Here is a 26,812-nt window from a genome sequence, read left to right on the forward strand (position 1 = left end):
TGCAGTTGCCGCCTTCACGCAACTCGAATTATTTAGGGTATAAGTAAATAAAATCTCGTCTTAATATTCAGCCTACGTGTGCTATGTACGCAGGCTGCTCAGTTCACTGAGCGCCGCCAGCAGCGCATCCTGTTCAGGCTGATGCTGACGCAGCTGTTCGGTAAAGGCGGTTTTCCCCGCAGGCGCTAACCGCTCTGCATCGCGGTTTTCTACGGGGAGTGCATCAGAGTGGGCAGGCAGTTGCATCGCGCCACGGTCAGTTGCCATCTCTGCGCCATCGCCCTGCCCGGTTTGCAGCGTAATCGGTACGATCCGGCTGGTGCCGTCTGCAGCCTGCGCTTTCAGCGCCAGTTGGATCTGATTAACCTGCACCGCGCTGGCATCGGTAATACGCACCACGCCGTTGCGGGCATCGAACTGCACCCACGCTGGCAGCGGACGCCCGTTCGCCAGTTGCAGCGTCAGCGTGGCATTGCCTTCACGCACGCTGAACATGCGCTGTGGCAGGCTAAAGGCGAGCGCGCCGGAGGCATCCGGCTGTAACGCGCCCTGCACGCTGCTGAAAGCCGACTCCAGCGCCGTTGTCTGACCGCGTACGCTCAGGAACAGGTTGGAATCAGCCGGACGCAGCGCGGCGTTATCACGTGTAGACGCTTCAGCGCGCGAAGAGAAGTTGACCTGCTCCAGCGTTGGCATCAGCGATGACATCACCGGATCGAGCACCCAAGGGGCATCCGACTGGCGGGCCGTACCAGCATCATGCTGACGCACAGGTTCGGTAACGATGTTGTTCGGTAGCGGCTGCGCTTCCGGTTGAGACAGATCGGCGACAATCGCGCCCAGCGGCTGGTCGCGCTCTCTTTCGCTCGAATCAACAGGCAGGCTCACGCCCTGCTGCACCAGAATCACCGGTGCCGCTGTTGCGGTGTTATCAGGATTGACTGGCCCTGTTGGTGTGCCGGGGTCGACTGGTGTTGAAGCGGCATTAACCGTCAGCGCCACATTCAGCGCCGTCGCGTTACCCGCGCTGTCTCTGGCGGTAATCGTCAGGTTAAACGTTCCCGCCGTTGACGGTGTGCCGCTGAACGTCCGTGTTGCACTATCAAAACGCACACCTTCTGGCAGTTGAGCGCCATCAACGGTAAACGTCAGCGCATTATTTTCAGGGTCGGTAAATAGCGTATTCGGTAAGGTATAAGACCAGTTGGCACCAACCTGCGCCGTTGGCGGAGTGAACTGCTCAGCATGACCCACCGGCGGCAGATTCACCTCTCTCGACAGCGTAACGCCGAGCGCCTGCGCGGCAGAATCAACAGCGCCGTCATTGAGCACCAGCGTCAGCGAGGCCGTATTTCCCGTCAGCGGGGCGCTCGTCGCCAAGCTAATCTGACGAGCCAGCGCTGTCGCATCCGCACGGGAAATGGCAGCCGTGAAGGTCACGGTGAGCTTGCCGTCTGCCTGCGTGAAGGTGGCTACCGCTTGCCCGTCTTTGCTAATGACGCCATTCGCTAAGGCGAAACCGTTGCCCCCGGTAAAATCGAAGCGATCGCCGGCTGATGCCGTTTCACCACGCTGTAGCGTGATTGAAGCATCCTGATAATTTCCCGCACCGCCGTTCAATGCATCGAGTTCCGCATCGCTGAGGACGATAGACGGAGCAACGATAATTGCCGGACCATCGACGCGATAAACCGGCAGACGAGAGACTTCATCCAGCACCGACACACCGTTGCCAAGCGCAATCAGACCACCGTCAACCGGCAGCAGATGAGCGAAGCCCGTACCCGCGTTTTTCAGCATATCGAGTTTTGTCAGCGTCTGGTCGTTCAACACATAGCGAGTGAGCGCACCGTCGCTTTGCGTGACGTACAGCACCCGCGCATCCGCAGAGAGGGCGATATCACTAACCATGCCTTCTGCCGCGACGCGAGCAATATGTGTGAAGGTGCCCGTAGCGGTATCCAGCGTGAAGGCATCGATCTGCCCTGCGTTGGCGACAAATATGCTACGGCCATCGGCGCTAACCGTTATCTGCTCCAGCCCTGAAAGCGCTACGGTATTGCCTGCGGCATCGGTAAAGTCGCGGACATGTCCCAACGGCGTCAGTTTGCCACTGTCGTCGCGCTGATAAACAATCACCGTCGAAGTGTCGTTGATTGCCGTGGTGACAAACAACAAATTACCGCGGCTGAGAATACTGGTCGGGGCCCACAGATAAGGCGGATTATTCATATCGCCGCCCAGCGCCTCAACATAGGTTAACGCCCCTGTTGCGGTGTCACGGCTGAAATAGGCTAACTGGTCGCTGTAGCTATTGATGAGGTAGAGATTCTTCCCATCATCAGACAGCGCAATCCCTTTGATATTATTCAGGTTGCCATTATCAATATCATAATCGCTTGCTATCGTTGCCTTATGGGTCAACTCACCGTTCGCATCCCGGCTAAACCAGACAATCGCGTTGCTGTCGGCACGCAGCGCATACACGCTGTTACCCTCGGCGGAAACCTGTAGCTGGCTTATTCCAGTCACGCCCTCTGCGGCGGCGAAGGTACGCACATAGGTTAATTCGCCGCTGTTCGCATCACGCTGGAATAAGGTAATCGCGCCTTTATCATCGCTGACATACAGCGCCAGCCCGTCTGTCGTGCGGGCAGCGGCCGTCACCGTGCCCAGCCCGCTAATTGCGGTGTATGTATTCACCAGACGCAGTTCATCGGCAGAGAGCACGGGATCGTTTGCCACGACAGGCGTGTCGTTGATAGCCGTAATCGCCACCGACAAGGCCGTGACCTGAGAATCCAGATAGCGATCGGACAGCATCACCGTCACCGCAACCTGTGCGGCAGGCGTGCGGCTGTCGCTGGCGTAGGTAATCTGGCGCAGCGTATTTTGCACATCTTCCGTGGTCGGGATCGTGCCTGCATTTGCGTTGAAGCGAATCGTCAACACGCCGTCTTTATTGCTGACCTGACCAATAGTGACGCCGTCTTTCTGAAGCGTATCACCCGATAACGTCAGACCGTTATCAGCGCTGAAGCCCAGCTTATCCAGTGCCGTTTTACCATCACCCAGCGTAATCTTCAGCGTCGCGCCGTCGTAGTTACCTTTACCGCCATTGAGCTTGTCCATCTGTGCATCAGACACCGTTGCGTCCGGTGCCAGCACGATAGGATCGGCACGTTCGGTATACGTCGGCGTCGAGCCTGGAATCGTGATAACCGGCGCAGTATTGTTTTCTGCCGCAGGCACCAGCGTCAGCGTAATCGCCTGATCCAACGTGGTTTCTGGTGAGGTGTCGTTATAGTTATTTTCTACAACCTTCAGGGTGACATGGCGTTCCCCGCTCGGGTTGCTGCCCAGATAGTTGTAGCCGATGCTGTCAATAATCGCAGCGGTTTCACTACCATTTTTCATTACGTACAGGAGGACTGTCGCTTTACCGTCCTTAACATCAACGGAATATTGTAAACCGCTGGCGGTACGCGGCGTCCCGTTGGATTTTTCGAGCACGATCGTCGAACCATCAATGCTGATCGTCTCATTTGGCCCTGACGCATCAAATGTCAGCACCACCTGCCAGATGGTTTGTCCGCGCTCAATGGTGTCAATCTGGGTATCTTTAAACAGCTTAACGAACTCGCCATTGCCCGGAATTTGTGGGTTGAGTACAGTCGTCGTCAATTCTGCCGGATTATTCACACCGATGAGCTTGACGGTGATATCCATGCTAGTGGTGTTATTGTCACCGTCATTCATGCTGAAGGTGAATGCTGGCGACGAGCCTGCCTGTTCAGGATCCTGACTGGTGTTGTGATAGGTGATCTGGCGCAGCACGTTCTGTGCATCAGCTTGGGTTACCGCCGCAATAAATTTAACGGTCAGCGCCCCATCCACCTGAGTAAAGGTCGCAATCGCGACGCCACCTTTTAGGATGTTGTCGCCATCAAGCGTTAAACCATTATCCGCCTTTAGGCCGAAGGTATCTTCCGGTTGCCCACCTTCCTGTCGGCCCACCGTGATGGTGGCACCGTTATAGTCGCCCACACCGTTATTTAGCGCATCTAACTGCGGATCGGACAGGCGGCCTGATGGCAGCAGCACAACGGGATCGTTGCCTTCGGTATAGGTTGCGCCAGCCGTACCGACATTCAGCACATGAATCTTATCGCCACCAACCAGGTACAGCTGCTTGCCATCTGCACTCAACGCTATGTTTTGCAACGACGAGAAACTGATGCCGAGTGAGCTATCCCAGCCGCTGCTAATTGTCTGTTTCAGCGTCAGACTGCCATCTTCAGCGCGGGAGAAAATAGTGATGTTCTTCCCGATCACAAATAGCGCGGTACCATCAGCAGAAACCACCAGGTTGCTTGCCAACGCTTCACCCGAGTCGCCTCCGTCATCGGCAAACGGCTCCGGCGATACCAGCGTGAGCGCCCCATTGGCGCCCACCGCTATCGTATTGAGCGTGTAATTGCCCACATCAGCATGAATCGCATACAGCGTTTTGCCATCGGGCGACAGCGCCAACCCGTTGATGTAATACTCGCTCGTTCCGCTAATCTGGCCGACCTGAGCCAGCGCTCCTTGTTCATCAATGCTGAAAGCCGTGACGCCGACTGTGCTGCCGGAACCGGAAACAAACAGGTAGCGTCCGGTTGGATCAAGCACCAGACGGCTCGCCCCAATCAGATTATCGGCCTGAGCAACCGCCGTCAGGGTACCGTCCGTCCCGCGCTTAAACACCAGCACGCTGCGGCTGTCATTATCACTGCCAGACTGGGCAGCGGTGAGATAGAGGTAATCGCCTTGAGAAACAATCTGGGAACGCACATCCAGCGAACGCCCGCCCAACTCCGCCTGATCCAGAACGCCTGCTTGCGTCAGTTCACCGTCACTGCCAACGCGGAAGATTGTCACCGCGTTGCCTTCACTACCGATCACATACAGGTATTGTCCATCAGAGGACAGGGTGACGTCTGATGCGCCCGCCAATCCGGCATGGTCCACAACCTCATCGTTTTGTTCCGTCTCTTCGTTATAAACGGATCGATAGTTAAAGAAAGTCTGCGACAGAGTGAAATTGCCTTCCTCATTGCGCACAAAGACGCTCAATACCGCTGATCCACTCTCAGGTGAACTCACGACATAGAGCGTTTTACCATCAGCGGACAGCTCGCTGTCTTTCACCCCGTTAAGCACATCCACATAGCTATTGGAGTCATAACCATCAAGGGTGCCGACATTCTGCAGGGCGCTAGATTCACCGCCGATTGTCGGCATTTGTGCAGGATCGGAAGCAATACTCAGCGTCAGCGTCTGCTCTGCCTGTGCGCCCGATTCATCGCTCACGACGACGGTAATAGCAAAGGCTCCTACACCATTGATCGCTGGCGTACCGGAAATCGTACGCGTTTCAGGATCGAAGGTTAGCCCAGCAGGAAGATCGCTGACGTCCCACGTCAGTACGCCATTTTTAGGATCGAGGAACAGATCGTCCGGTAACGTGACAGAATACGATTGCCCAGCGGTAGCAGACGGCGGGGTGTACTCATTGTTATCCACTACAGGCGCTTTGCTCGGTACCATCATCAGCAACAGACTGGTATCTTTGCCACCGTCGCTAAATCCGATCTTCAGCGAAATTGCTGAGCCTGCCGTATCGCCCTCGTTACGGTAGGTCACCTGATGCAGAACCTGATTGACTACCGCCTTAGTGACGCTTTCGGTAAACACAATCGTCACCGCGCCTTCACTGACGTTGAAGGTGGCAATGGTCGCGCCCTGATACTGAATACTGCTGCCGGCCAGCGTCAGACCGTCCCCATTCTGGAAAGCAAAGTGATCATTTGCAGATGCTTCACCGTTACGGCTAACGGTAATCGTCGCGCCCTTGTAGTCATCGGCAGCATCCAAATCCTGATCTGACAGCGTGACGCTCGTGGTAAACGGCATGTCCACCGTCTGACTATAGGTCGCGTGCGCCGCCGCGCTAGACATCATCACACCGGTATTGAAAAAGCGTGCGCCGGTATACAGCGATTTGCCGTCTTCCGATAACGTCAGCGTCGTGACAGGACGCCCTACCGCCAGCGTACCTGTTTGCGCTAGCGTGCCATCGGCACCAATCGCATACACGGCAACTGCACCGAGATTGTTACCGACGTAAAGCGTTTTGCCGTCCGAAGAGGCCATCACCCCCCACGGACTGTTATTGATAAACGACAGAGCTTCGACGCGGCTGACCGTGTTTTCGGCAATATCGTAATGCAGCACCGTCAGGCGGTTGCCCACATTGCTGGTCACAATGTAGAGATAGCCCTCATCGGTGACAGTAAATGAAGAATTAGCGTGGTTAAGTTCGTTGCTGCTCTCCAGCGTACCTGCGGCTTTCGGCACACCCGCGCTGTCAGTATAAGTCAGCGTAACGCCATCACTGCCACGCGCTAACTGGCCTGCGTAGTTCAGCCCACCGTTTGCATCCGTGGTATAAATCGTGATTCGACCCGCACTACCCAGCACATATACCGTGCCACTAGCATTCACCGCCATCCCAATCGGCGTGGTGCCATCAACCTGAGTAAACGTCGCGGGATTGCTCAATGTGCCACTATCACCAATGGTGTAGTGGTAAAACGTGCCCGCCGTGAGCGCATACAAACTTTTTCCATCATCCGAACGGGCTAGTTTCAGCACATTGCCAGCCAGCCCGTCAACGCGCGCTGTCAGGCTTAACATGCCCGTGTCAGCATTTTTGCTGAATACCAGAACTTCCGAATTAGCGCTCAGATAAACGGTGGAACCATCATCGGAGAAAACGGCCGCGCGTCCGATAAGCCCGCTGACCTCCGTCCCATTGCTCGCATCACCATCATCCGTTCCCGGAACGAGGCGCTGTAATAACGTTAATTTCCCTGTATCCGGGTCTCGCTGGTAGAGGCTTACCCGCGCATCACCACCATAATTGGCGGCTGTTGTGCCAATCACCAGTAGAGTGCGGCCATCATCGGACAGCACAATACTGCTGACATGACTGTCATAACCGGTAAGCAATCCGTCGGAGTAATACAAATTAGGATCGACCGGGATATCGGTCTGGATGGTCGGTGCGTTGTTAATGGCTAACGTCAGTGTCGCGGTAACATTAAGGGAGGCCGTATCCACCCCCTGCTCTGCCACGCCACCATCGTCTCGCAGGCTCACAAGCGTCACGGTACGGATACCCGCCGTCGCCTGTGTTGTCTCATTGGTATAGGCAACATCGTTGATCAATGCCTGAACCGCTGCCATCGTCATGCCAGTCGCATGGTGAATCTCCAGCGTCCCACTGCCATCATTTAACGTATAGGTGTAGGTATAGCCGCTTGCCGTTTTCCCTGAGTTTGACTGAGTAAGATCAATTCTTGCGCCATCAACAACTAAGAATTCATTGACCGCATCTTTCAGACCACCAATATTCAGTCTGACATCCAAGATCTTTTGCCCTGCTTCACCCGCTGTAATCTGCGTATTGGTGAATACCTTGACCACTGTCGCCGTCGTGTCGTAGTTTGAGAGCGGTGCAGCTTCCACAGTCAGTATCGGTGCCGTATTGGTTGTCACCAGCACCGCCAGCGTCACGGGCAGGCTATCGACTTTACCGTCGTTCGCCCGCAGGGACAGCGTCACCACGGAACCACCCGCCACTGTATCGGTATTCTGGTAGGTGACCTGATGTAAAACCGCATTTGCCTCCGCCCGGCTTGTTCCAGGCAGAAACGCGATCGTTAGAATACCTCCGCTCTGGCTGAACGTGGCAATAGCGCGATCGCCCTGAAGAATCTGCTCGTTCTCCAGCCGCAGATCGTTAGTGTTGCTGAAATTAAAGATATCCTTGTCTGATACACTACCGTCACGAGAGACGATCAGTTGCATACCACCATAGTTTCCATTTCCCGCATTCAGAGCATCGAAATTGGCATCCGACAAGGTTATCCCGGAAGCGATCGTCGCATCCGAGCCACGGATTTGCGTCAATAACGTTGAATAACGGCTGACACCCTCACCCGCAACGAGTAAAGAGCGACCATCCTGCGATAACGCGATATCCCCACCAGTGGTACTTCCTGCCGTCTGGCCCACCAATGTTAAAGCCCCCGTTGATGAAACGGCGTAAACGGAAACCATGCCGTCTGTCGCCGCAGCATATAACCGAGTTCCCTCAACATTGAGTACCAAACTGCCTACAGGAGGGGTGCTGAATGTATTAACCAGCGTCAACGCATTATCAACCCCAACGCGGTAGAGCGTAATGTCGTTGGTTTTTGGATTCGCGATATAAACAGATTTCCCATCGGCCGATACTGCCATCGCGTAATCAACGGGATCTTGTCCCTTTATTTCAAGTGAAATACTCCCCAGCAGAGTCAATTTACCTGCGCTATCACGCTGGTAGACTTGCAACTCATGATTGTCGTTAATTATCGCCCCGCTGTGCGCAATGTAGACATACTCGCCCGCGGTTGCGATCACACCATTACGATGACGGAGCGAATCGGTACGGGTTAACTCGCCTGTTTCAGTATTGCGCTGATAGACAAACACTTCGCGACCATAGCTGCTACTGGCATCCACATAAATCTGCGAACCGTCATCGGCTATCGCTAACCCACCGTTAGACCCGGCTCCGACAGAAATCGTCGCAGTATGGCTGGGCATGCCGTTCTGAAGGCTAAATTGCATCAGGTTGCCATTGCTCGATATGGTATAGAGCGACTTACCGTCTGCACTAACCACCATATGATTAACATGCCCCAGATTTTCAACCGTCAGACTTTGTTTTTGCGTCAGATGCCCAGATTCGCCCACGGTAAAGATGGTCAGCGTATTATCCAAACCGGCGATATAAGCCTGTTTACCATCAGCGGAATAGGCAACGTCCGTCCCAGTCGTTAATGACTCCGCTTCCAATAAAGTTTCGCCAGACACCACGGGTGCCACATTGATCTTGCTGTCGATAGTGACGGTAGCGTGGATATTCAGATCGGCAGTATCGGTATCATCGCCGCCCTCATCACTCAGGCTTTTCAGCGTCACCACGACATCACCGCCGGCCACGGTGTTATCCAGCGGCTGGTAGGCAATACTGTCAATTAATGCCCTGGTATCCGCGAGATTGTCGGTAAAACTGTCGATATTCACGGTTACCGTCGTGATGTCGTCGCCGCTCACGGCCACGCGGTATGAGAAGCCATCACTGTCAGCCCGTGTCGTTCCACTTCCCGATTCCAGCGCGATGCTTTTACCGTCAATGACTAATGCCTGATTCGCGCCCGTACGGTTGACGGTAATCACCAAATCTTTCAGCGTCTGTCCGTCTTTATCTGCTGACACGCGAACGTCGCTGAACAGATCGACCGGTTGAAAGCTGTCGCTGCTGTCGGTGATGGTGACCGTCGCCTTAACCGGCGTGGCATCGACGCCGGGTGCGGTGTCCGTTGCCGCGACGGTCGCCGCCACATCCGCTGCCGTGACCACAGCAGCGGCATCAAACATCATGCGCGGTTCCAGTACCCACGCCTGACGCGGCGTGCGCGTTAAGCCTGAACCAGATTTTGAGCGGGAAAAAGTCATCGTGTCATGTCCTGTAATGAAAGGGGCAAATCGCGTCATTTCTGGCTACATCTGGCGGTTATTCAACCAGCCGAACATAGCCGCCCTCGGTTTCGATCTGGCCGGCAATACGATCCAGACGTCGGATCAATTGATCCTCAACGCCCTCTGCGCCGAAGCCTGCACCATCGATAAAGCTCATCCGTTTCTCACCCTCGGTGCAGACCAGCAGGCCTGGCGTCGCTTCGGCGTCGAACAGGTTGCGGCCAAAATCCTCCGGGTCGCCGGGACGAATGCCGACAAAATAGAATTTGATGTTGCGCGCACGGAAGCTGGAACACAGATCGCGGAAGCGCTGCGCGGCAAAGGTACGGGCGGGATCCGTGCCAGTTTGACCACTGAATGCATTGCGGTTGAAGTTGTAGCCGTCGGTGTCGAACCAGTTACCAATCGTGTTAGCCAGCATCACGATCACCTTTTGCCCGTCACCGTTGCCGTCCAGATTGAAATCCAGCGGCAGCGTGGCATCACCCCAGCCGTCTGAACCGCGCATGTTGGGCGACAACGCCGCACCCGCCCATGACATCCCGATGGCGTAGTTCACGTTGAAGCGGGCAGAAAACTGTTCGATACGCTGATTCAGCTTGCTTTCTTCATTGGTCAGCGGCATCAGCGCGGCATTCGGGCACCCTCTGTCTGCCACGATCCAGCGAGTATCCACCGCATCGGTATCATCGAAATCAGGGTTAGGGCCACGCCAGGAGATCGGCGGTGCGCCCGGACTGCCGTTTTGCGGCAAATCGTGGCGGTAATAGACCTTGAATTGGCCGACAGGGGGTTCATCCCAGAAGAAGTTTTCTTCCCGCCCCAGCCCGCGATACATGCACAGCAGGTTGGCACGACGGTCTGGGAAGCGGCGGTCGGCCATGCTACTGACCACGCCGCTGGCAAACAGCGAACGCAGCTCTGGCGGGTTCAGCGCCCCCGGTGCAGACCAGCGCCGAATGCGGTTCGCGTCTTCCGCATCGTACACACTCACCGACTGGCTGTAGGGCACCAGCGATAGCCACAGGTTGTCACGCTTGCCGTCTGCGCTACTCAGCATGCGCTCAACGAAACTGCGGCTAACGCTTTTCAGTGAACGGATATCTCCCTCACTCATATCCCCCGTCACTGGCATGACAAAGGCAACTTCGGTCGGCCGGTTGATGACTTCGGCGGTCGAGAACACTTCCTGCTTCCTCGCCCCGAGGCTCAGCAAACTGGGCTTGGTTTCGAAGGCGACGGTGACGGTATAGGTTTTACGCGTCTCGCTGTTGCGCCCTTCCGTGACGGCCACATCGCCTACCTCCAGTTTTTCACTCAGGGCCTTATTCATCCCCAGATTATTTTTGACGTAGTCATACGCCAGCTTATTGGTCTCTTCCTGACTGTATTCTTCGCCATTAATGGTCGCCTGATGTCCGACGGCCAGCGCAGCGGCATCCGTCGCGCGCTTGATTTGCGTGGCATCACCGGTTGCCGTGGAGGTATCCACGATAAAAGCCGCCGTCACCAATAACGCCATCGCCCCCAGTGCATAGAATCCGGTGCCCGCGCCCTTTTCCTCCTGAATAAAGGCAGACAGGCGTTCACGCCAGAACAGAGTAATTCCGGTAGCGTCTTTTTTTACTCTTCTGTTCTGTAAGGTTTTTTTCATTCCTTCCTATCCTGTATTCCTGGATTCAGCGCGTACTCAACCCGCCCATAAAACGGGAAAATAAAAACGACATTGCTCATATGCCTATAGATTTTTTAAGTGTTTCATTATTCCGGTAACGAGAAGCTCGCTGCCGTTTGCGGTCTATTTGCCGCTTCTATGTCCGGTATAAAAATGTCCGGTCTAAAACCCGTCGCTATTGATCCTTTTCTTCCAGACCGGCCTCTTTTCTGAGTACCTCGTCCAGTTCAACCACGTCGACAGCGACCCGGTTGACCGACGATGCATGCAGCAGACCGCCCAGCGACAGGCCGCCCAGCAGGCTTACATCTTTCCCCTGACGGCAGATCTCGACCACAATCATGGAGATATTTTTGCTGCCCTCTTCACGGTCCCTTTCCGGCAGTTCAGGGAGGTATTCTTCTTCCGGCAGGGTTTCACTTTCTGCGCACAATGCCTCTGCCGTGCCTCTGCTCAACTGCCAGTGCAGCTCACCAGTCTGGCGCACGTTGCTGATTAACAGCTGGTAATTACCTAAACCTTCCGTTGGCAACACCGTATCGAGCAGCCCTTGCAGGCCGTTCTCATCCAGCTTCTGCTGCATCGCTAATATTGACGCGATGGCACCCGCACGCTGTTCCATACGCGTCCGCTCAAGCCCAACGGTGTAGATATCCGCACACAGCGACCCTATCGCCAACACAATCGGGAACGCTAACGCCGTTTCTACCGCGGTAGAAGCACGGCGAGAAAACCAGAAGCGGCGCATCCCGCTCAGGAAACGGCTGGTTTTCAGTAAAAGACTGAGTTTCAGTAAACGATCAGTCATTGCGCAGTTCCGTCCCAAACACATGTTTGTACTGATAGCGGAAGGTATCACCCAGCGTTAGCACTTCCGGTAGCGGCGTAATAAACGCCTTTTTAATCTGCACCGTCACAGACCACACCGGCAGCGTCGTCGTTTCCTCGCCGTTCGGGTTGTCCTGATTGCCATTGCCGTTCGTCAGCCCGCCAAGCTGGCTCAGATTGTCGAAGTGCAACACGCTGACGGTTAAATCGTCTTCCTTGAGGTAGCCGTATCCTGCTTCAACCATGCGCGCCTTTAGACGGGTTCCCATCTGTTCCGCGCTGTCCGATGCGAGATTATCGAGGCGGAAAGCCTGCACGGCTTTATCCAGCGCGGCGCTGCCAGCGGCGATCACCAGCCCGATACGCGCCAGTTCAAACAGCATCATCACCCCGACCAGCACCACCGGCACCAGAAACGCCACTTCCGTCGCGATCACACCGCGCGTGCTACGCCAGTGGCGTTCATGACGCGGCACGATACTTCCATCACCACGCCACGGGCCGAGATTACGAAACCACGCCATTACTCAGGCGTACTCAATTGCAGGCGTTGACGGCTGGATAACAGCAGCGCTTCACCACGGGATTTATCCTGCTGCATCTGCTGTAAACGCTGATTCAGCTCGTCAATCAGGCCATCAATACGCTGTGGCTGTGCAATGGTCGCCAGCGCCGAACGCGCTTCATCGTCTTTGCCGCCAGAGAGGTAGGCCAGTGCCAGATTCAATCTGCCCGTCGCGTTGCTCTCATCCACTGAACGCAGTAGAGAAATCGCTTTGTCCGCGTTGCCGCTTGCCAGCCATGAGAGCGCCAGATTATTGAGTGCCGCGACATCTGCCGGGTTTATCTGCAACGCTTTTTCAAACAGCTGACGCGCTTCGGCGTGTTTGCCAGAGGCATCCATCACCACGCCCATGCCATTGAGTGCACCAGCATCGTTCGGCTGCGCTTTCAGCGCACAGGCAAAGTCGGTTTGCGCCATCGCATTACGTCCTAATGCCAGCTGCGCACGACCCATTCCCAGACACACCGCCAACGCTTCTTCCGGCGTCATTTTGTTGGTATCGCCGCCCAGAGCCTGACGTGCTCGTCCGTACAGCTCCAGCGTTTGTTGCGGTGAACGCGCCAGAGCCGCCACGCTGGCATACTCCAGCATCTCTGCGCCTTTCAGCGCATCGCGGCTGTCGAGGCGCGCGTACACTTCTGTCGCCGCTTCAACACGTCCTTGATCGCGCAGCAGACGTGCCAAACGCAGGCCTTCATCTTTGCTGCCCTTAATCGCCATCGAGCTGCCGCATCCCGCCAGCACGGTACTGACAATCAGCAGTGCCAGCATGGGCGCGCCGCGCTTAAGTTTTGCTACCAGATCGACCATCTTCGATAACTCCATCGGTTGTAACCGTTGTGATTTCCGGCATATACCAGGAATCGATGCTTTTAAAATAAACACATTAAAATCAATGTGTTGTAAATAAAATGCTACTGCGCCAGCAGGCGGACCACTCGCACCAGTGCAGGCGACGCCATAATGGCGATAATCGGTGGCAGGATCAGCGCCATCAACGGCACGCTCAGCTGCGCAGGCAATTTACCGGCCTTCTCTTCCAGACTCAGAATCAGCGTCTTGCGGCTTTCATCCGCAATCGTACGCAGCGCCTGAGACAGCGGCGTACCGTAGCGCTCCGCCTGAATCAGCGTCGCCACCATACTTTCGATCTCGCTGACGCGTGTACGCTCCGCCAGATGTTTCATCGCCAGCGTACGATCCGACAGGATCTGTAATTCGGCGGCGGTGTAGTGCAGTTCATCCGCCATTTCTGGTGAAGACAGCCCCAGCTCTTTCGATACCACCTGTAATACGCGTCCGATAGGCAGACCGGCTTCGGCGCAGACCACCATCAGATCCAACGCATCCGGCACCGCACGCGCCAGCTTTTCACCCCGGCTTGCCGCACGCCATTTCAACCACCATTCCGGCACCATCGAACCGACAAAGAAGCCGATCAGCCCCGCCGCGACACCCGTCAGGCCTGCACGGTCAGCAGGTGGCAACCATCCCCACACCAGCGCGATAGCGAGCAGCGCCCCGGCAGCAAATTTTCCCATCACCAGCCAGCCCACCGCTTCGTTGCGGCGGAGCCCGGCGAGATCCAGCAGGCGGCGCAGATTGCGGCGATCGCGATCCGATCCTGAAAGGCGCTCGCCCTGGGTGGCGAGAGGCTGTAACAGCTTTTCCAACAGGGGGGATAATGCAGTTCCCTGGCCTCTCAGGATGTTTTCCTGAGAGGCCGCCTCTATAGAGGCGCTGGGTAAATGCCCGCGCATGCGGACTTCCAGCTGTTTGTATTGCTGGATTTTATGTTGTGTACGGGCCAGATAGATTCCCGCCACCATCAGCACAAGCGCCAGCAGCAGTAAGGGATCGTCAAAAACAGTCATGAGTAGCTCTCCCTTTACCCTATCCGTTTAACCATCACGTGCGTGATCAACATACCGACCGAGACGCTGCACAAGGCGTAAATCAGTACCGTCGTTCCTACCGGATCGGAGAATAAGAAACTGAAATCCTCCGGTGACTTCATGTACAGATAGGCCAGACAGCCGGGGAACAGTGCGGCGACAATCTTGGCGGATGCCCGCGCTTCCGACGTTTTGGATTGCACTTTCAGTTGCAATTCACGACGTTCACGCAGCGTCGCGGACAGACGCTCCAGCGTTTCCCCCAGTCGCCCACCCGCTTCCTGATTGATGATCAAAATCACCACGAAGAAACGGTATTCGGACATCGGTACCCGTGTAGCCGAGGCCTGGATCACCTGACGCAGCGGAATCCCCAGCCGCAGCCAGTGATCGATCGTCTTGAATTCATTCGCCAGCGGCCCGGTCAGGTGCTCCGCGACAATTGAGAAGGTATTCGCCACCGGTACGCCCGCACGGCAGCTGCGGGTAATGGCATCAATGGCTTCCGGCAGGCTCTCGCGCAGCGCTTTCAGGTGTTTTTGCAGCGTCGAACGGAATAGCAGCATGCCGATGCTGATAAACAGCATCAGCGTAAATATCAGCCCCATCGTGAGCGGCAGCAGGGTGCGTTGTCCCAGAATCATGCCGAGAATCAGGCTCACCGCCGCCAGCGAAAGGGAACGTTGGAGCAGGTTCTTTTTCCAGCCGATGAACGTCATCTGCGCCCAGAGGATCGCCAGCCAGCGCCCAATTACCGGGACACCCATCAGCGGCGTTCTGATCTCGTCACGCAGAATGGAATCAGACGCGACGTCGGCAGCCGACGGGCTGACCTCGTTCAAAATCTGCTGCCAGCGTTGTTCGCGCTGCATGCGCTGCTGCCGTGACTTTTTCCAGGCGTTAACCGCCAGAAACAGCATCAGCACGCTGCAAAATACCAGCAGCGTAATCAGATTCAGGCGTAAATCACTCATCAGCGTCTCCCCAGCCCGTCATTGCGCATCAAACAAATGCGCTTTATCGCTGTAGAACTGCGGACGCTGAATGTGCTGAACATATTCACCGGTCAACAGACCCTGTCCATCCATCCCCTGAATGTTGAAGCTGAACAGATCCTGAAGCTGAATGACTTCGTTCTCCATGCCACACACTTCGGTGATGGACACCACGCGGCGCATACCGTCGCGCATACGTTCGATCTGCACGATCAGGTGAACCGCACTGGCGATCTGACGGCGGATCGCCATCAGCGGCAGCTGCATGTTCGCCATCATCACCATGTTTTCCAGACGCTGTATCGCATCGCGCGAGGTATTGGCGTGCACCGTACACAGCGAACCGTCGTGACCGGTGTTCATCGCCTGCAACATGTCAAAACTTTCGCCGCCGCGCACCTCACCCAGAATGATGCGGTCAGGGCGCATACGCAGGGCGTTACGCATCAGATCGCGCTGATCGACGCGGCCCGTACCTTCGGCGCTGACAGGACGCGTTTCCAGCCGCACCACGTGCTCCTGCTGCAATTGCAGCTCGGCGGCATCTTCAATGGTGATGATGCGATCGGTACTGCCGATCTTCTGCGACAACGCATTCAGTAAGGTGGTTTTACCCGCCCCCGTTCCGCCGGAAACGATCACGTTAACGCGCGCCTGCATCGCTTTGTTCAGGACATCCGCCATCGCGTAGGACATGCAGCGGCGCTCTGCCAGCATTTCCAGCGACAGATTGCGACGCATAAACTTACGGATCGAGATCGTGGTGCCGTCGATCGCCAGCGGATAGGTGATGACGTTGACGCGGCTACCGTCCGGCAGACGTGCATCCACCATCGGGCTGGCTTCGTCGATGCGACGACCCACCGCGGCGGCAATACGCTGCGCGGTGTTAAACACATGTTCTTCATCAATGAAGGTAATCGGCGACAGTTCCAGTTTGCCAAAGCGCTCGACAAACACCTGACCGGCACCGTTGACCAGAATATCGTTGACCGTGTCATCCGACAGCAGCGGCTGGATCGGCCCGATCCCGGTCATCTCATCCAGCATTTCGGTGGCGATGGCTTCCTCTTCCTGACGAGAAAGCTGCAAGCGCTGCTCATCACAGATGCGGCGGATCACCGTTTCGATCTGCACCAGCAGCTTGTCGCGCCCCATCATCGCCGCTTTACCCGCGTCGATCTGATCGTAGAGCTGTGCGCGGATAATCCGACGCTGGCTGTTTCGGTTGTCCGTCTGGCGGGCAGCCGGTGCCGATCCAGAAGACGTATTCGCCGCAGGCTGTGTGCGGTTCTCCGTAGCCGGACGCGTTTTCAGTTCTGCCACGTTGGCAGCAGGCGCAGGCTGAGGTGTACTTTTTCCTGCTTCACTTTTTTGCAGGTTATTCTTACGAATCAACATGTCCGTAACCCTTTGAAAAACGGTGAACGCTGAACATCATCAGGCGCGTTTTAACCAACGCGAGAACCAGCGTTTTTCCGCCGGTCTGGCGCGTACGCCGCAGGCCAGATCGACCAGTTGGCGTAATCCCTGTTGGAAAGCAGGTGCCGCAGCCAGATTCAGTGCGCCGAGCGTCAGGCTCTGTGATAACGCGTGGCCCGCATTCGGCAGCACGACATCAATCTTCCGGCCGGTAAATTGTTCGAACTGATCGCGGCTTAACGGCGCGGTCGTGGCAAAACGGCTCTGGTTATGTACCAGCAACAGACGCTGTCCTTCGCTTTCGTCGCCGATCTCATTCAGCACGCGCCGTACATTACGTGCATCCTGAAGCGTCAATTCCGTCACGATGATGCGCAGATCCGCGTAGGTCAGTACGTCGAGCGCACCGGTCGGGTAGCTGCTGGGCAAATCCCAAATCACCTGATTGAACATGCGACACAGCGCACCGCCAAGATTCAGTACGTTATCGACGTCAACCGGGGCCAATTCTCCCAGCTCTGGCTTCTGTGCCAGCAGGTGCAGACGGGTATCTACGCGCAGCATGGCGCGTTGCAGCAGTCGGGTATCCAGTTCCTGCGTTCCCAACACCGCCGCCAGACCCGCATCATCGGTTTGCCCCTGCAACAGCAGTTGGTCACCGTTACGACGGTCAAAATCCACCAGTGCCACAGGCAAATGACGCTCACCGGACAGCAGGCGGCTCAGCCCCATCGCCACGGTACTGGCACCACTTCCGCCGCTGGCGCTGACGACCGCAATCGTCCTGCCCATGCGGGCATATTCCGGCCCGGCCTGTTGACCTTCACACTTCGCCAGCGTTGCCGCCAGCAGATCCAGCGTGAACGGCTTCACCAGATAGTCCACCACGCCCGACTGAAGCAGGGCGCGGTACAAGCCGACATCCTGTTCTTTGCCCGTCGCAATCACCTGGCTGGTGGGGCCGCAGACGCTCAGCAGCTCTTCGAGTGCCGGAAGTGGCCAGTGCGCCCCTTCCAGATCCACCAGCAAAATACGTGGCGGGACATTCAGTTCACACCATTGACGCGCCGCTGCGATACCGCCGGACATCACCGGTACATCCGGCTGTTTCAGGCGAGTAAAGAGATCGCCGATATCGGCTACGTCACGTACGTCATTGGCGAACGCCACCAGCGGCAGCGCCAGTTCTTCACCATCGTTAGGGGTAATTTCACTCATGGAATGTCACGCCCTTAATCTTCTTCAAAGTTAATGTCGATGAGCTCTTTCACTTCATCTTTGTGATAGCGTTCGATGCTATTGACCGCCATCACACCATCCGCACTATCCAGCGCTTTGGCCTGAATCAGATCGCGTGGTTCGGCGACCATCATCGCCAGATTGTTTTGCGTGGCGCAGCCGAGAGAACCAATTGCCTCATAGGGCTTCACCATCAGTTGATTGGGGTCGTTGATCGTGCAGCGGGTGGTTTTGACCACCAGCGCCTCGGAGATCACTTCCAGATCGCCATTCTGTCCACTCGCCGTAGAACGGCGCATCTGCTTCACATTCTGTGGATTAGCACCGGCGTTTTTCAGCACGGTAGCCAGGCGCCCTGCCATCTGCTCACCGCTTGTGCTGTGCGGAATCAGCGTCAGCGTCTGTGCGGATAGCCGTCCCTGATCCTTCAGCATGATATTCAGCTGTTTCAGGGATTCAGGAAGGAACCCGCGCCCGTTCGGTGCAACCAGTAACGGCACTGATACCGATGAAGGCTGGACGGCAATCGGTTGAAGCCCAGGCTGATCAAAGCGCTGCATACGGACGTCGTTAATCGGCTTATTCCATCCGCATCCCGCCAGCAAAACAACGGCGGTAAGCACCGCCGCACGCATGTGCAGTGGGCGAAGCAGAGGGTAACTGTTGTTGATCGTTTTCATGTTTTATTGCCCCTCGCGGACTCAGTAGAGATAGCCGATAGATGCAGAGCGCGGCATGGACGAATCCAGCATTTTCACGCCTTGTCCCGGCGTCTGAAGATCGCCCGCATTAACCGGTTCAACGACATAGGCGGTCGCGATAATCACCAATTCCGTTTCTTCCTGACTGGTGGCTTCGCTTTCAAACAGGCGGCCAAACATCGGAACGCTGCTTAATCCCGGCACGCCGTTGATCGTCTGGCTACCGGCGCTACGCAGCATGCCTGCTAAGGCAAAACTCTGACCGCTGGCTAGCTCTACCGTGGTATCCGCACGGCGCACGGTTAACGCCGGAATACGCGATCCGCCTTCCAGCTGTACGGAACCGACGTCGGTTAGCTCACTGACTTCCGGTGCAATGTGCAGGCTGATGCGATTGGCTGACAGCAGCGTTGGCGTCATGCGCAGGATCACACCGTAGGATTTGTAATCGATGCTGACGCTGTTGTTGGTGATCAGGACGATTGGCACTTCCCCCCCTGCGGCAAACGCAGCGGTTTCCCCTGACATCGCCGTTAGATTAGGTTCAGCCAACACGGTCGCCATGCCCTGCTGGTTCATCGCGGTTAACAATCCGCTCAGTCTGGAACGGCCGAAGTTCAGGAAGCCCGCATCCGTTGGGTTAGCAAATCTCCCGGTCGTGGCGTTGAACAAATTAAGACGCGATCCGCTGCCTGCGGTCATGTTGCCGCTACCGGTGCTCAGTGATGCCGCCCAGTTGAAGCCCAGTTCGCTGGTTAACTTGCGGGACACTTCCACTACGCGCACCTGAATATTGATTTGCGAAGGCGTTTTGATTTTGAGCTGGTTGATCACTTTGCCGGAGGATTCGCTGGAGCCAGGCAGTCTTTCGCCACCGCCTCCACCACCCTGCCCGCCACCGCCGGCGGACGCGCTGATATAAGCCTGTATGCTGTCGATCACGCGCTTGGCATCCTGCGGGGTATCGACGCTACCGCGCACAATCACGCCGCTGGGAATTGAGGCTTCCAGTTGGATATCCGCACCGGGGAATTCACGCTTCATGCGTTCCCCCAGCGCTTTCAAATCATGCTCGGATACCAGACGAATGGCGTTGATCACATTGCCATTTTCATCCATCGCGTAGAGCGTGGTGGTACCGACGCTTTTAGCGTAGACAAATAGATTACCCGGTGAAGGCAGTTCGAAACTGGCAATATTCGGATCAGCCACCAGCACGCTGTCCGGCAGCTCGTTGAGTTGCAATAACCGCCCCTGGTGCACGGTCAGGTGCACCTCATCGGTTACCGGCGCTACCGATACCCCAGCCGCCAGCGTGGTTGCGGGCAACATCATCGTCGTCAGCGTGACAGGCAATACCGCATTAAACAGGCCAGCGGCCAGCAATCGTTTGCACGTACCCCGAAAGTCCGATTTCAAAAACAGCGAAAACATCGTCATTTACTTAATTTCCGTAATGGGCTTCATTTTTCCATGAGCAGCTCGCGGCTCCCCGCAGGCTGTCAGATTGCGTACTCGTTCTATCGGGAGGGGAACGTCACCACGTCTTTTTGCTCAGCACGATACGTTTTGACCTTATGCCCCCCGCTGGAAAACGCACCGTAGATGTCCGTCGCCTGTGGCACGGTCGTCACAAGTGGGCGGCCCGTCAGCGGATCGGCAATGTCATCCTGCGTAGCGCTGCGCAGCGCTAAGTGCAACATGCCCAGCTCTTTGGCAACGGCTAGCACTTCGGCCTGCTGCGGGGTCACTTCCAGCGTGACGGTTTGGTAAGTCGCCGTTCGCGAACGGGTGCCTGCCGTGGCAGATTCACGGCTTTTCGCCGTGGCATCCAACCCGCTACCGTCTTCCGCACTGACATCCGTACGTGGGTAGATCGGTGCATCGGTTCGTTCATTCAGCGCCAATACACGCAAGTCGCGCACGATGGTCTGCGAAGCCAAAAGCGGCATAACAATCGGCTGGAGACGACTTGGCGGCAGCTCCGCCTGATCGTCTCTTTTCATACTGAGGATGATGTCGACACGGTCGCCCGCCGTCACTAATCCGGCATTGCTGGCAACCGCACTGGTCGGAACGGAAATGGCACGCATGCCTTTACGCAGTACGGCAGCGACAAAACCCGGCTCATTCGGCTTAACCAATACGTTACTGGTCAGCGGCGCACCTTCCGCGATGGTTTCACGCAGCGTTGCGCCAAATAGCAGAGACTGGCTATCCTGGCCGCGAACGAAGTTAAACGAACGGGAAACTGATTCATCAGTGGTTTGCCAGCGCAGTGATGCGGAATCAATGAAATCACCAGGGTGAAGATCTTTCGCCGCGACCAGAACAGCGATCGGTTCCGGCGCTTTAACCACTGCCGGAGGCGGCGCAGGGGGTTCAGAAGAGAGATGGCTACGCACCATCAGCGCAACAATGCCTGCCAGCACGAGTGCGCCTGACAGTACGTATGTAGAGTTCACTTTCATTTCAACTTGCCTACCCTAGCGTGTGTGTCTTAAAGCTGCGACAGAATTAAAACAAGGGAAAAATCAGGACATACATCGCGCCGAACGCAATGGCGACGCCGTAAGGTATGCCTTGAGAAAGATCGGCGGGCAACGCGGGTGGCATAGGCAACCGACTCTTGAATATCCGGTTGGTGGTTTGAATGCCCATCGCCACCGCTGTGGGTACGGTATTCAGCAGCGGCAAGCTAAGCGCCAGAACACCGCCAGCCAGCGCCGTCACCATGACGAAAACGATCTGGTGCCCTTGCCCAACCCACAGGCACAGCACACTCATCAGCTTGACATCCCCGGCGCCTAATCTGCCAGTGAGGAAAAGCAAAAATCCCACAACCAGTACTGCCGCCGCGCCCGGCAGCGCCCAGAGCGTTTTCTGTAGTGCCAACATATCTAACGCACCGGATTGCAGGACATGTGAAGCGCTGAAAAACAGCCAGCCCAGCAATAAAATCAGTACCGCCTGATTCGTAATTTTGCGTACTAACAGGTCGGTACTGATACACCACAGCAGGCACCCCATCAGCAGTACCGTCTGCGGCCAGTGCGCGTAATCCGCCATCCCGTACTTATTTCGCTGCGCCGGATGTACCGCCGCTGGTACCCGTACCGGTGATTTGATCGGCGATTTGGCTGAATTTCTCATTCAGCGCTTTCACGAAGATACCGTCACCGCCGAAAATAGCGCCGATAGCTGCCGCCATCGCCGCCGCAAGAATGCCGTATTCGATTGCCGTTACACCGCTCTCGTCACGCAGGAAAGAACGCAGTTTTGCTTTCATATTTTTCATGGGAAGACTCTCTAATCCGCAGGCAAAGAAATCATGGCCTACTCGGAAATTCGGGGGGAGCCATGATGATAATAAGATTAATAATGAGACTTATTATCAAGAGCCGCAAGCAGTAGAACATTAATATTCGTTAATCTTTCCATACAAAAAATTATCAATATAAATCAATAATTAACACACTTTACATTGCAGGAAAAATTAATAAATATTCATGTTTTTTGCAGGGATATTCATAAACGATCAAGAGAAAATCGTCGTGGTAAGCAGAGAAAACCCACTTACCACGCGTCGTATTCATCGAGGAAAAAAGAGGATTAGCAGCGATTAAGGCACAGATAAACGTTCAGTCCCGGCTCTGAAGAGTCCAGATAGAGTTTGCCACCGTGCAGGTCGGTAATTGCCTGAACCAGAGATAATCCCAGCCCGTAGCCAGACTGAAACCAGGTATCCAGCCGCTGAAAGCGTTGTAGCGCTTTGGCATGCAGCGCCGGCGGAATCCCCGGACCACGGTCAGCAACGCTCAGGGCGATCCAGCCACGGTACAGCGTCACGCTCAGCGTGATGTATTTTCCCTGCGCCGCGTATTTCAGCGCGTTTTCTACCAGATTGGCCAACGCCTGAAACAGCAGCGCCCGGTCGCCAAAGAGCTGAATTCCGGCTTTGATTTCAATCTTCAGGCGACAGCCGCGCTCTTCCGCCAGCGGCTGATAATATTCGGCAATTTCTTCCAGCAGTTGGCGCGCTTCAATGTTCTCAAACTGGTGCACACAGCGCCCACTTTCGATTTCACCGATGCGCATCACGGTACGGAATAGCCCGAGGATTTTATGCACCTCGTCCACCGCCAGATTCAACTCATCACGAATGTCGTTATCCAGCCCTGCCCGCTCCGTCAGATTGAACAGGCGATTTTGCAGATGCGTCAGCGGCGTACGCAGTTCATGCGCAACATGGCTGGAGGTGCTGCGCACCTGCTCCATCAGGCGCTCAATGCGTTCCAGATTCTGGTTAATATCGGCACTCAGGCTGTCAAAATCATCGTCGTAAGGCGACAGCGGCATACGCACCTGTTGCTCACCGCTGCTGTAGCGATGTAGCGCTGCACGGATTTTCTCCACGCTGCGCAAGCTGCGTAAGCTGAAATGGCGGCTGACAAACAGGCAGAAAAGCAGCACGACAAACAGTCCCGCCCCCGCCACGAGTGGGATGGTTCTCACCCGTTCTAACATGGGCCGAATGTTGTAAGCGGTAAACAGCACGCCCCCGTCATCCAACATGACGGACAAACCGATCAGATTCGGGTCGTCAGGGCTGGAAATTTCGGCTTTAAGACAGCTGACATCCATCTGGCAATCGGTATGCTGCCGCATTTCCAGAGGGTGTGAGTTTGCAGAATGGGGAGGGAGTAGATGCGTTCTTAATGGATGATTGTGATACAGAATATCACCATCTTTATCCATCACCAGAAACAGCGGTAATTCATCCCCTTTCGCGCGATTATCCTGCCGTAATTGCGTAATCAGGCTATCGGCATTCGTTAAACGCGACTGCATCGAATAGTCGTAAATATTACCCAGAATAACTTCACGGACATGCGTTCTAATCAGCGTTTCACTTAATGAACTGAAGCCGACAATACACATCAGCATCATCAATAAGAACAGAAAAACAATGGTTATTGCCTGGCGAAAATTAGAGGTGCATAAAAAGCCGGGATATTGGCTTGCCCCCAGTAATTGCCAGTGTTTTATTTTTACCTGCCAGCGCTGCCCGAGCTTCTTTATTTTTATTTTATTCAGCGTGGCTGCCAACATCGGTTTTGTCCTTATCTACCGCGCCTAATGCATAGCCCATCGCTCTTAGCGTTTTAATTAATGGACGCGGGAAGCCTTTATCAATTTTTGCCCGCAGTTTTGACATATGAACGTCGATCAGATTGGTTTGCGGATCAAAATTGTAGCCCCATACGCGCTCTAACAGCATCGTACGCGTAATTGCCTGCCCTGGATTTTCCATCAATATAATCAGTAACTTGATCTCTTTATCGGTCAAATCGATACGCTTGCCGCTGCGCCATGCAACGCGCTGCATACGGTCAAGCTGCAGGTCTTCAAAAGTCAGCATGGAAGGATTATCGACATGGCGTTTACCGCGCCGCGCCATAATATCCAGACGTAATCTAAGCTCATTAAAATTAAAAGGCTTGCCGAGATAATCCTCCGCACCAAGCTCTAAACCCATCACCCGATCGACATCACGATCCAGCGCCGAGAGCAACATAATAGGCGGATGACGTGAGCCTTGTAATTCACGTAATACCGTAAATCCATCCATGATGGGTAACATTCTGTCTAACAGAACGACATCATAAACTTCATCCTTGATCGCTTTTAATGCGTGTGCGCCATCGTGCACCATTCGGCAAGAATGGCCGTGGGAATGTAATTTAGACCCCAGCCAATGGCACAGCACAGAATCATCATCAACCACTAATACACGCATAATGTTCCCCTATAAACGTGGCTTATTACCTAATTAATTTAGGGTTAATGTCCGTTTATTTTATCTGGTCCTTCAAACAGCCATTCACCCCACACGATGTTGATACCGTGCGGGCCGTTTTGTGCTTCTGGTTTTTTAGTTTTCTGTTTTTTACTGCTCTACTTTTCACTTATGAGAAAAGTCCTACGGATAATAACAATCATTATCATTTAGTGACAAGCAGTTTACAATCGCCTGACGTCGTTCTTAGACTGGGCGCATAAAAAACATCCCCATCGCTTACGCCATGGGGATGCAGAGGAAGAAAAGAGAAGAGAAAGAAATCAACGCGGTAACGAGGATCGTCTTACCGCGTCTTACTCATTTTCGATCAGAAGCGCTTCCATCAGATCGAGGTCGCGCAGCATTTTTTGCAACGTCTCATTGCTGATTTGCTGCGTGGCACGCAGGTGATACAGCTCCGCACGTTCGGAATTCAGCGCGGTCAGACGAAAACGCCGCTCAAGATTCTCAATCAGCAGGCCATTTTCAGGATCGTCTTTATCAATGAGCCGTCGGCGCAGATTACCAATGACGCGCGCGCTGACTTCTTTCAGCACCTGCTCATCAATGTTTTCCTCTCGATCGGCGGCCAGACGCTCCTCCATTTTGTGCATACTTTTGATCGCCACTTCTGCCACCGCCATACGCGCCATGCGGATTTCTTTGGCATGCGCGGCTTTGTCCGCGACCACCACACCACGCAGCAGAAACGGCAACGCCAGCACGCCACACAGCAGAGAAAACAAAATAACGCCCGTAGCGATAAACACCAGCTGATAGCGTGATGGGAACGCGGTGCCGTCCGTCAGCAGCAGCGGAATGGATAGCACGCCCGCCAGCGTAATCGCCCCTCGCACGCCAGCAAAGGACGCGATCCACAGCTCGCGCGTGGAAAACTCGGCAAAGATCATCGGACGCTTTTTCTGGATGTGCGTGCTGTATGTTTTCATCACCCACAGCCAGCAGAAACGCAGCAGCAGCAGCGCACCATAGATAATCACGATATCGGTAAACAGCATCCAGGTTTCAACCGTTGGATCCAGCTCTGCCTGCGTTACCGAGGTTTCCAGAATATCCGGCAATTGCAGGCCCAACATGATGAACACCATGCCGTTAAACACGAACTCCAACATCGACCACACGCCGTTCGCACGCAGCCGCATCGTCAGCGGCGCGCTACGAATCACACCCGACTGCCCGATGGTCATCCCCGCCGCCACCGCCGCCAAAATGCCCGACACACCGATGTGTTCGGCAATCAGATACGAGGCGAAAGGTAGCAGCAACAGCAGCACGATCTGCGTCGCGGCATCATCACCGCTCCAGCGGCTGATAGCGCGCAGCGATTTACCGAATAGCCAGGTCACGCCGACGCCCGCCAGCAGCCCGCCCAACGCAACCTGCATGAATTCCAGCGTCGCACCGGAAACCGTAAACACCATCGTGCCCATCGCAATCGCGACAGCAAATTTCAGCGACACCAGACCGGACGCATCATTCATCAACGCTTCGCCCTGTAAAATGCCCATCAGTTTTTTCGGAATACGATCTTCACCGACGATGCCAGACAGCGCGACGGCATCCGTTGGCGACAGCACGGCGGCTAGCGCAAAGGCCGCAATCAGCGGCATGCCCGGCACCATCCAGTAGATAAAGTAGCCGATGCCCACCACGGTAATCAGGACCAGAACCAGCGCCAGACCAATAATTTCCCGGCCATGTCTCAGGAACTCACGCGTCGGCGTTTTCCAGCCGTCGGCAAACAGCAGCGGCGGAATGAAGAGCACCATAAACAGCTCGGGATTGAAATCAACGTGCAAACCAAACTGGGGCCAGGCAAGGATGGCACCAAGCGCGATTTGCATTAAAGGCAGAGGGATTTGAAAAGGTAAAATGCGGGTAACGACCCCGGACAGGGATACAACCAGGGTCAAAATAAGAATCGTAAAAAATATTTCCATGCTTTCCTTAGACGTACTCCTAAATCAAAAAATTCTGCCTGTTAGCGAGC

General features: G+C 55.2%; 17 protein-coding genes. All 17 read right to left on the minus strand.

Annotated elements, in window-relative coordinates:
* Positions 1 to 81: 81 nt before the first annotated feature.
* The 17 genes from ACIPUG_RS08775 to ACIPUG_RS08855 all read right to left on the minus strand — a co-directional run bounded on the left by ACIPUG_RS08775 (position 82) and on the right by ACIPUG_RS08855 (position 26,762).
* Positions 82 to 9,615: a beta-propeller fold lactonase family protein gene (locus ACIPUG_RS08775; RefSeq protein WP_400338164.1), complete on the minus strand. Its 9,534-nt coding sequence runs from the start codon at positions 9,613 to 9,615 to the stop codon at positions 82 to 84.
* 58 nt (positions 9,616 to 9,673) lie between these two features.
* Positions 9,674 to 11,293, minus strand: coding sequence for a Tad domain-containing protein (locus ACIPUG_RS08780; protein ID WP_104213442.1), 1,620 nt, complete (start codon positions 11,291 to 11,293; stop codon positions 9,674 to 9,676).
* 196 nt (positions 11,294 to 11,489) lie between these two features.
* Positions 11,490 to 12,122, minus strand: coding sequence for a TadE/TadG family type IV pilus assembly protein (locus tag ACIPUG_RS08785; protein ID WP_400338166.1), 633 nt, complete (start codon positions 12,120 to 12,122; stop codon positions 11,490 to 11,492).
* Positions 12,115 to 12,666, minus strand: coding sequence for a hypothetical protein (locus ACIPUG_RS08790; protein WP_039282081.1), 552 nt, complete (start codon positions 12,664 to 12,666; stop codon positions 12,115 to 12,117). The genes ACIPUG_RS08785 and ACIPUG_RS08790 overlap by 8 nt, the downstream gene beginning before the upstream one ends.
* Positions 12,666 to 13,517 (minus strand): tetratricopeptide repeat protein, encoded by an 852-nt coding sequence (locus ACIPUG_RS08795; protein WP_104209782.1) that lies wholly within the window; start codon positions 13,515 to 13,517, stop codon positions 12,666 to 12,668. Before ACIPUG_RS08795 ends, ACIPUG_RS08790 begins: the two co-directional genes overlap by 1 nt.
* A gap of 104 nt (positions 13,518 to 13,621) precedes the next feature.
* Positions 13,622 to 14,581 carry a type II secretion system F family protein gene (locus ACIPUG_RS08800; RefSeq protein ID WP_039282085.1) on the minus strand — a complete coding sequence of 320 codons (960 nt, stop codon included), beginning with the start codon at positions 14,579 to 14,581 and terminating at the stop codon, positions 13,622 to 13,624.
* A gap of 14 nt (positions 14,582 to 14,595) precedes the next feature.
* Positions 14,596 to 15,576: a type II secretion system F family protein gene (locus ACIPUG_RS08805; protein WP_104213446.1), complete on the minus strand. Its 981-nt coding sequence runs from the start codon at positions 15,574 to 15,576 to the stop codon at positions 14,596 to 14,598.
* Between the two features lie 18 nt (positions 15,577 to 15,594).
* The gene (locus ACIPUG_RS08810) at positions 15,595 to 16,998 is read right to left on the minus strand and encodes a CpaF family protein (RefSeq protein WP_048256513.1); all 1,404 of its coding nucleotides are present in this window, start codon (positions 16,996 to 16,998) and stop codon (positions 15,595 to 15,597) included.
* A 39-nt stretch (positions 16,999 to 17,037) separates the two neighbouring features.
* Entirely contained in the window at positions 17,038 to 18,237 is a 1,200-nt protein-coding gene (locus tag ACIPUG_RS08815) for a CpaE family protein (RefSeq protein ID WP_400338169.1), read from the minus strand.
* Between the two features lie 14 nt (positions 18,238 to 18,251).
* Positions 18,252 to 18,938, minus strand: coding sequence for a CpaD family pilus assembly protein (locus ACIPUG_RS08820; protein ID WP_400338170.1), 687 nt, complete (start codon positions 18,936 to 18,938; stop codon positions 18,252 to 18,254).
* A gap of 21 nt (positions 18,939 to 18,959) precedes the next feature.
* Positions 18,960 to 20,399, minus strand: coding sequence for a type II and III secretion system protein family protein (locus ACIPUG_RS08825; RefSeq protein ID WP_039282093.1), 1,440 nt, complete (start codon positions 20,397 to 20,399; stop codon positions 18,960 to 18,962).
* A gap of 80 nt (positions 20,400 to 20,479) precedes the next feature.
* Complete coding sequence (cpaB, locus tag ACIPUG_RS08830; protein WP_080164000.1) at positions 20,480 to 21,430, minus strand: Flp pilus assembly protein CpaB; 951 nt, start codon at positions 21,428 to 21,430, stop codon at positions 20,480 to 20,482.
* A gap of 46 nt (positions 21,431 to 21,476) precedes the next feature.
* Positions 21,477 to 22,028 (minus strand): prepilin peptidase, encoded by a 552-nt coding sequence (locus ACIPUG_RS08835; RefSeq protein WP_014914201.1) that lies wholly within the window; start codon positions 22,026 to 22,028, stop codon positions 21,477 to 21,479.
* 7 nt (positions 22,029 to 22,035) lie between these two features.
* Positions 22,036 to 22,257: a Flp family type IVb pilin gene (locus ACIPUG_RS08840; protein WP_010285252.1), complete on the minus strand. Its 222-nt coding sequence runs from the start codon at positions 22,255 to 22,257 to the stop codon at positions 22,036 to 22,038.
* Between the two features lie 314 nt (positions 22,258 to 22,571).
* The gene (locus ACIPUG_RS08845) at positions 22,572 to 24,071 is read right to left on the minus strand and encodes a HAMP domain-containing sensor histidine kinase (protein WP_039282097.1); all 1,500 of its coding nucleotides are present in this window, start codon (positions 24,069 to 24,071) and stop codon (positions 22,572 to 22,574) included.
* The gene (locus ACIPUG_RS08850) at positions 24,049 to 24,759 is read right to left on the minus strand and encodes a response regulator transcription factor (protein ID WP_400338172.1); all 711 of its coding nucleotides are present in this window, start codon (positions 24,757 to 24,759) and stop codon (positions 24,049 to 24,051) included. Before ACIPUG_RS08850 ends, ACIPUG_RS08845 begins: the two co-directional genes overlap by 23 nt.
* A gap of 356 nt (positions 24,760 to 25,115) precedes the next feature.
* Positions 25,116 to 26,762, minus strand: a complete 1,647-nt coding sequence (locus ACIPUG_RS08855) for a Na+/H+ antiporter (protein WP_014914198.1) — start codon at positions 26,760 to 26,762, stop codon at positions 25,116 to 25,118.
* Positions 26,763 to 26,812 lie beyond the last annotated feature (50 nt).

The sequence above is a fragment of the Pectobacterium sp. CHL-2024 genome (genome assembly GCF_044751765.1).
In the GTDB taxonomy this organism is placed as follows: domain Bacteria; phylum Pseudomonadota; class Gammaproteobacteria; order Enterobacterales; family Enterobacteriaceae; genus Pectobacterium; species Pectobacterium brasiliense.

Excerpts from the sequence above, each read along its gene's own strand:
- ACIPUG_RS08785 (WP_400338166.1), bottom strand. The coding sequence starts at position 12,122 with ATGACTGATCGTTTACTGAAACTCAGTCTTTTACTGAAAACCAGCCGT.
- ACIPUG_RS08820 (WP_400338170.1), bottom strand. The coding sequence starts at position 18,938 with ATGAAAACGATCAACAACAGTTACCCTCTGCTTCGCCCACTGCACATG.
- ACIPUG_RS08850 (WP_400338172.1), bottom strand. The coding sequence starts at position 24,759 with ATGCGTGTATTAGTGGTTGATGATGATTCTGTGCTGTGCCATTGGCTG.
- ACIPUG_RS08825 (WP_039282093.1), bottom strand. The coding sequence starts at position 20,399 with ATGACGATGTTTTCGCTGTTTTTGAAATCGGACTTTCGGGGTACGTGC.
- ACIPUG_RS08845 (WP_039282097.1), bottom strand. The coding sequence starts at position 24,071 with ATGTTGGCAGCCACGCTGAATAAAATAAAAATAAAGAAGCTCGGGCAG.
- ACIPUG_RS08805 (WP_104213446.1), bottom strand. The coding sequence starts at position 15,576 with ATGAGTGATTTACGCCTGAATCTGATTACGCTGCTGGTATTTTGCAGC.
- ACIPUG_RS08790 (WP_039282081.1), bottom strand. The coding sequence starts at position 12,666 with ATGGCGTGGTTTCGTAATCTCGGCCCGTGGCGTGGTGATGGAAGTATC.
- ACIPUG_RS08775 (WP_400338164.1), bottom strand. The coding sequence starts at position 9,615 with ATGACTTTTTCCCGCTCAAAATCTGGTTCAGGCTTAACGCGCACGCCG.
- ACIPUG_RS08855 (WP_014914198.1), bottom strand. The coding sequence starts at position 26,762 with ATGGAAATATTTTTTACGATTCTTATTTTGACCCTGGTTGTATCCCTG.
- ACIPUG_RS08800 (WP_039282085.1), bottom strand. The coding sequence starts at position 14,581 with ATGACTGTTTTTGACGATCCCTTACTGCTGCTGGCGCTTGTGCTGATG.
- ACIPUG_RS08780 (WP_104213442.1), bottom strand. The coding sequence starts at position 11,293 with ATGAAAAAAACCTTACAGAACAGAAGAGTAAAAAAAGACGCTACCGGA.
- ACIPUG_RS08795 (WP_104209782.1), bottom strand. The coding sequence starts at position 13,517 with ATGGTCGATCTGGTAGCAAAACTTAAGCGCGGCGCGCCCATGCTGGCA.
- ACIPUG_RS08815 (WP_400338169.1), bottom strand. The coding sequence starts at position 18,237 with ATGAGTGAAATTACCCCTAACGATGGTGAAGAACTGGCGCTGCCGCTG.
- ACIPUG_RS08840 (WP_010285252.1), bottom strand. The coding sequence starts at position 22,257 with ATGAAAAATATGAAAGCAAAACTGCGTTCTTTCCTGCGTGACGAGAGC.
- ACIPUG_RS08835 (WP_014914201.1), bottom strand. The coding sequence starts at position 22,028 with ATGGCGGATTACGCGCACTGGCCGCAGACGGTACTGCTGATGGGGTGC.
- ACIPUG_RS08810 (WP_048256513.1), bottom strand. The coding sequence starts at position 16,998 with ATGTTGATTCGTAAGAATAACCTGCAAAAAAGTGAAGCAGGAAAAAGT.
- cpaB (WP_080164000.1), bottom strand. The coding sequence starts at position 21,430 with ATGAAAGTGAACTCTACATACGTACTGTCAGGCGCACTCGTGCTGGCA.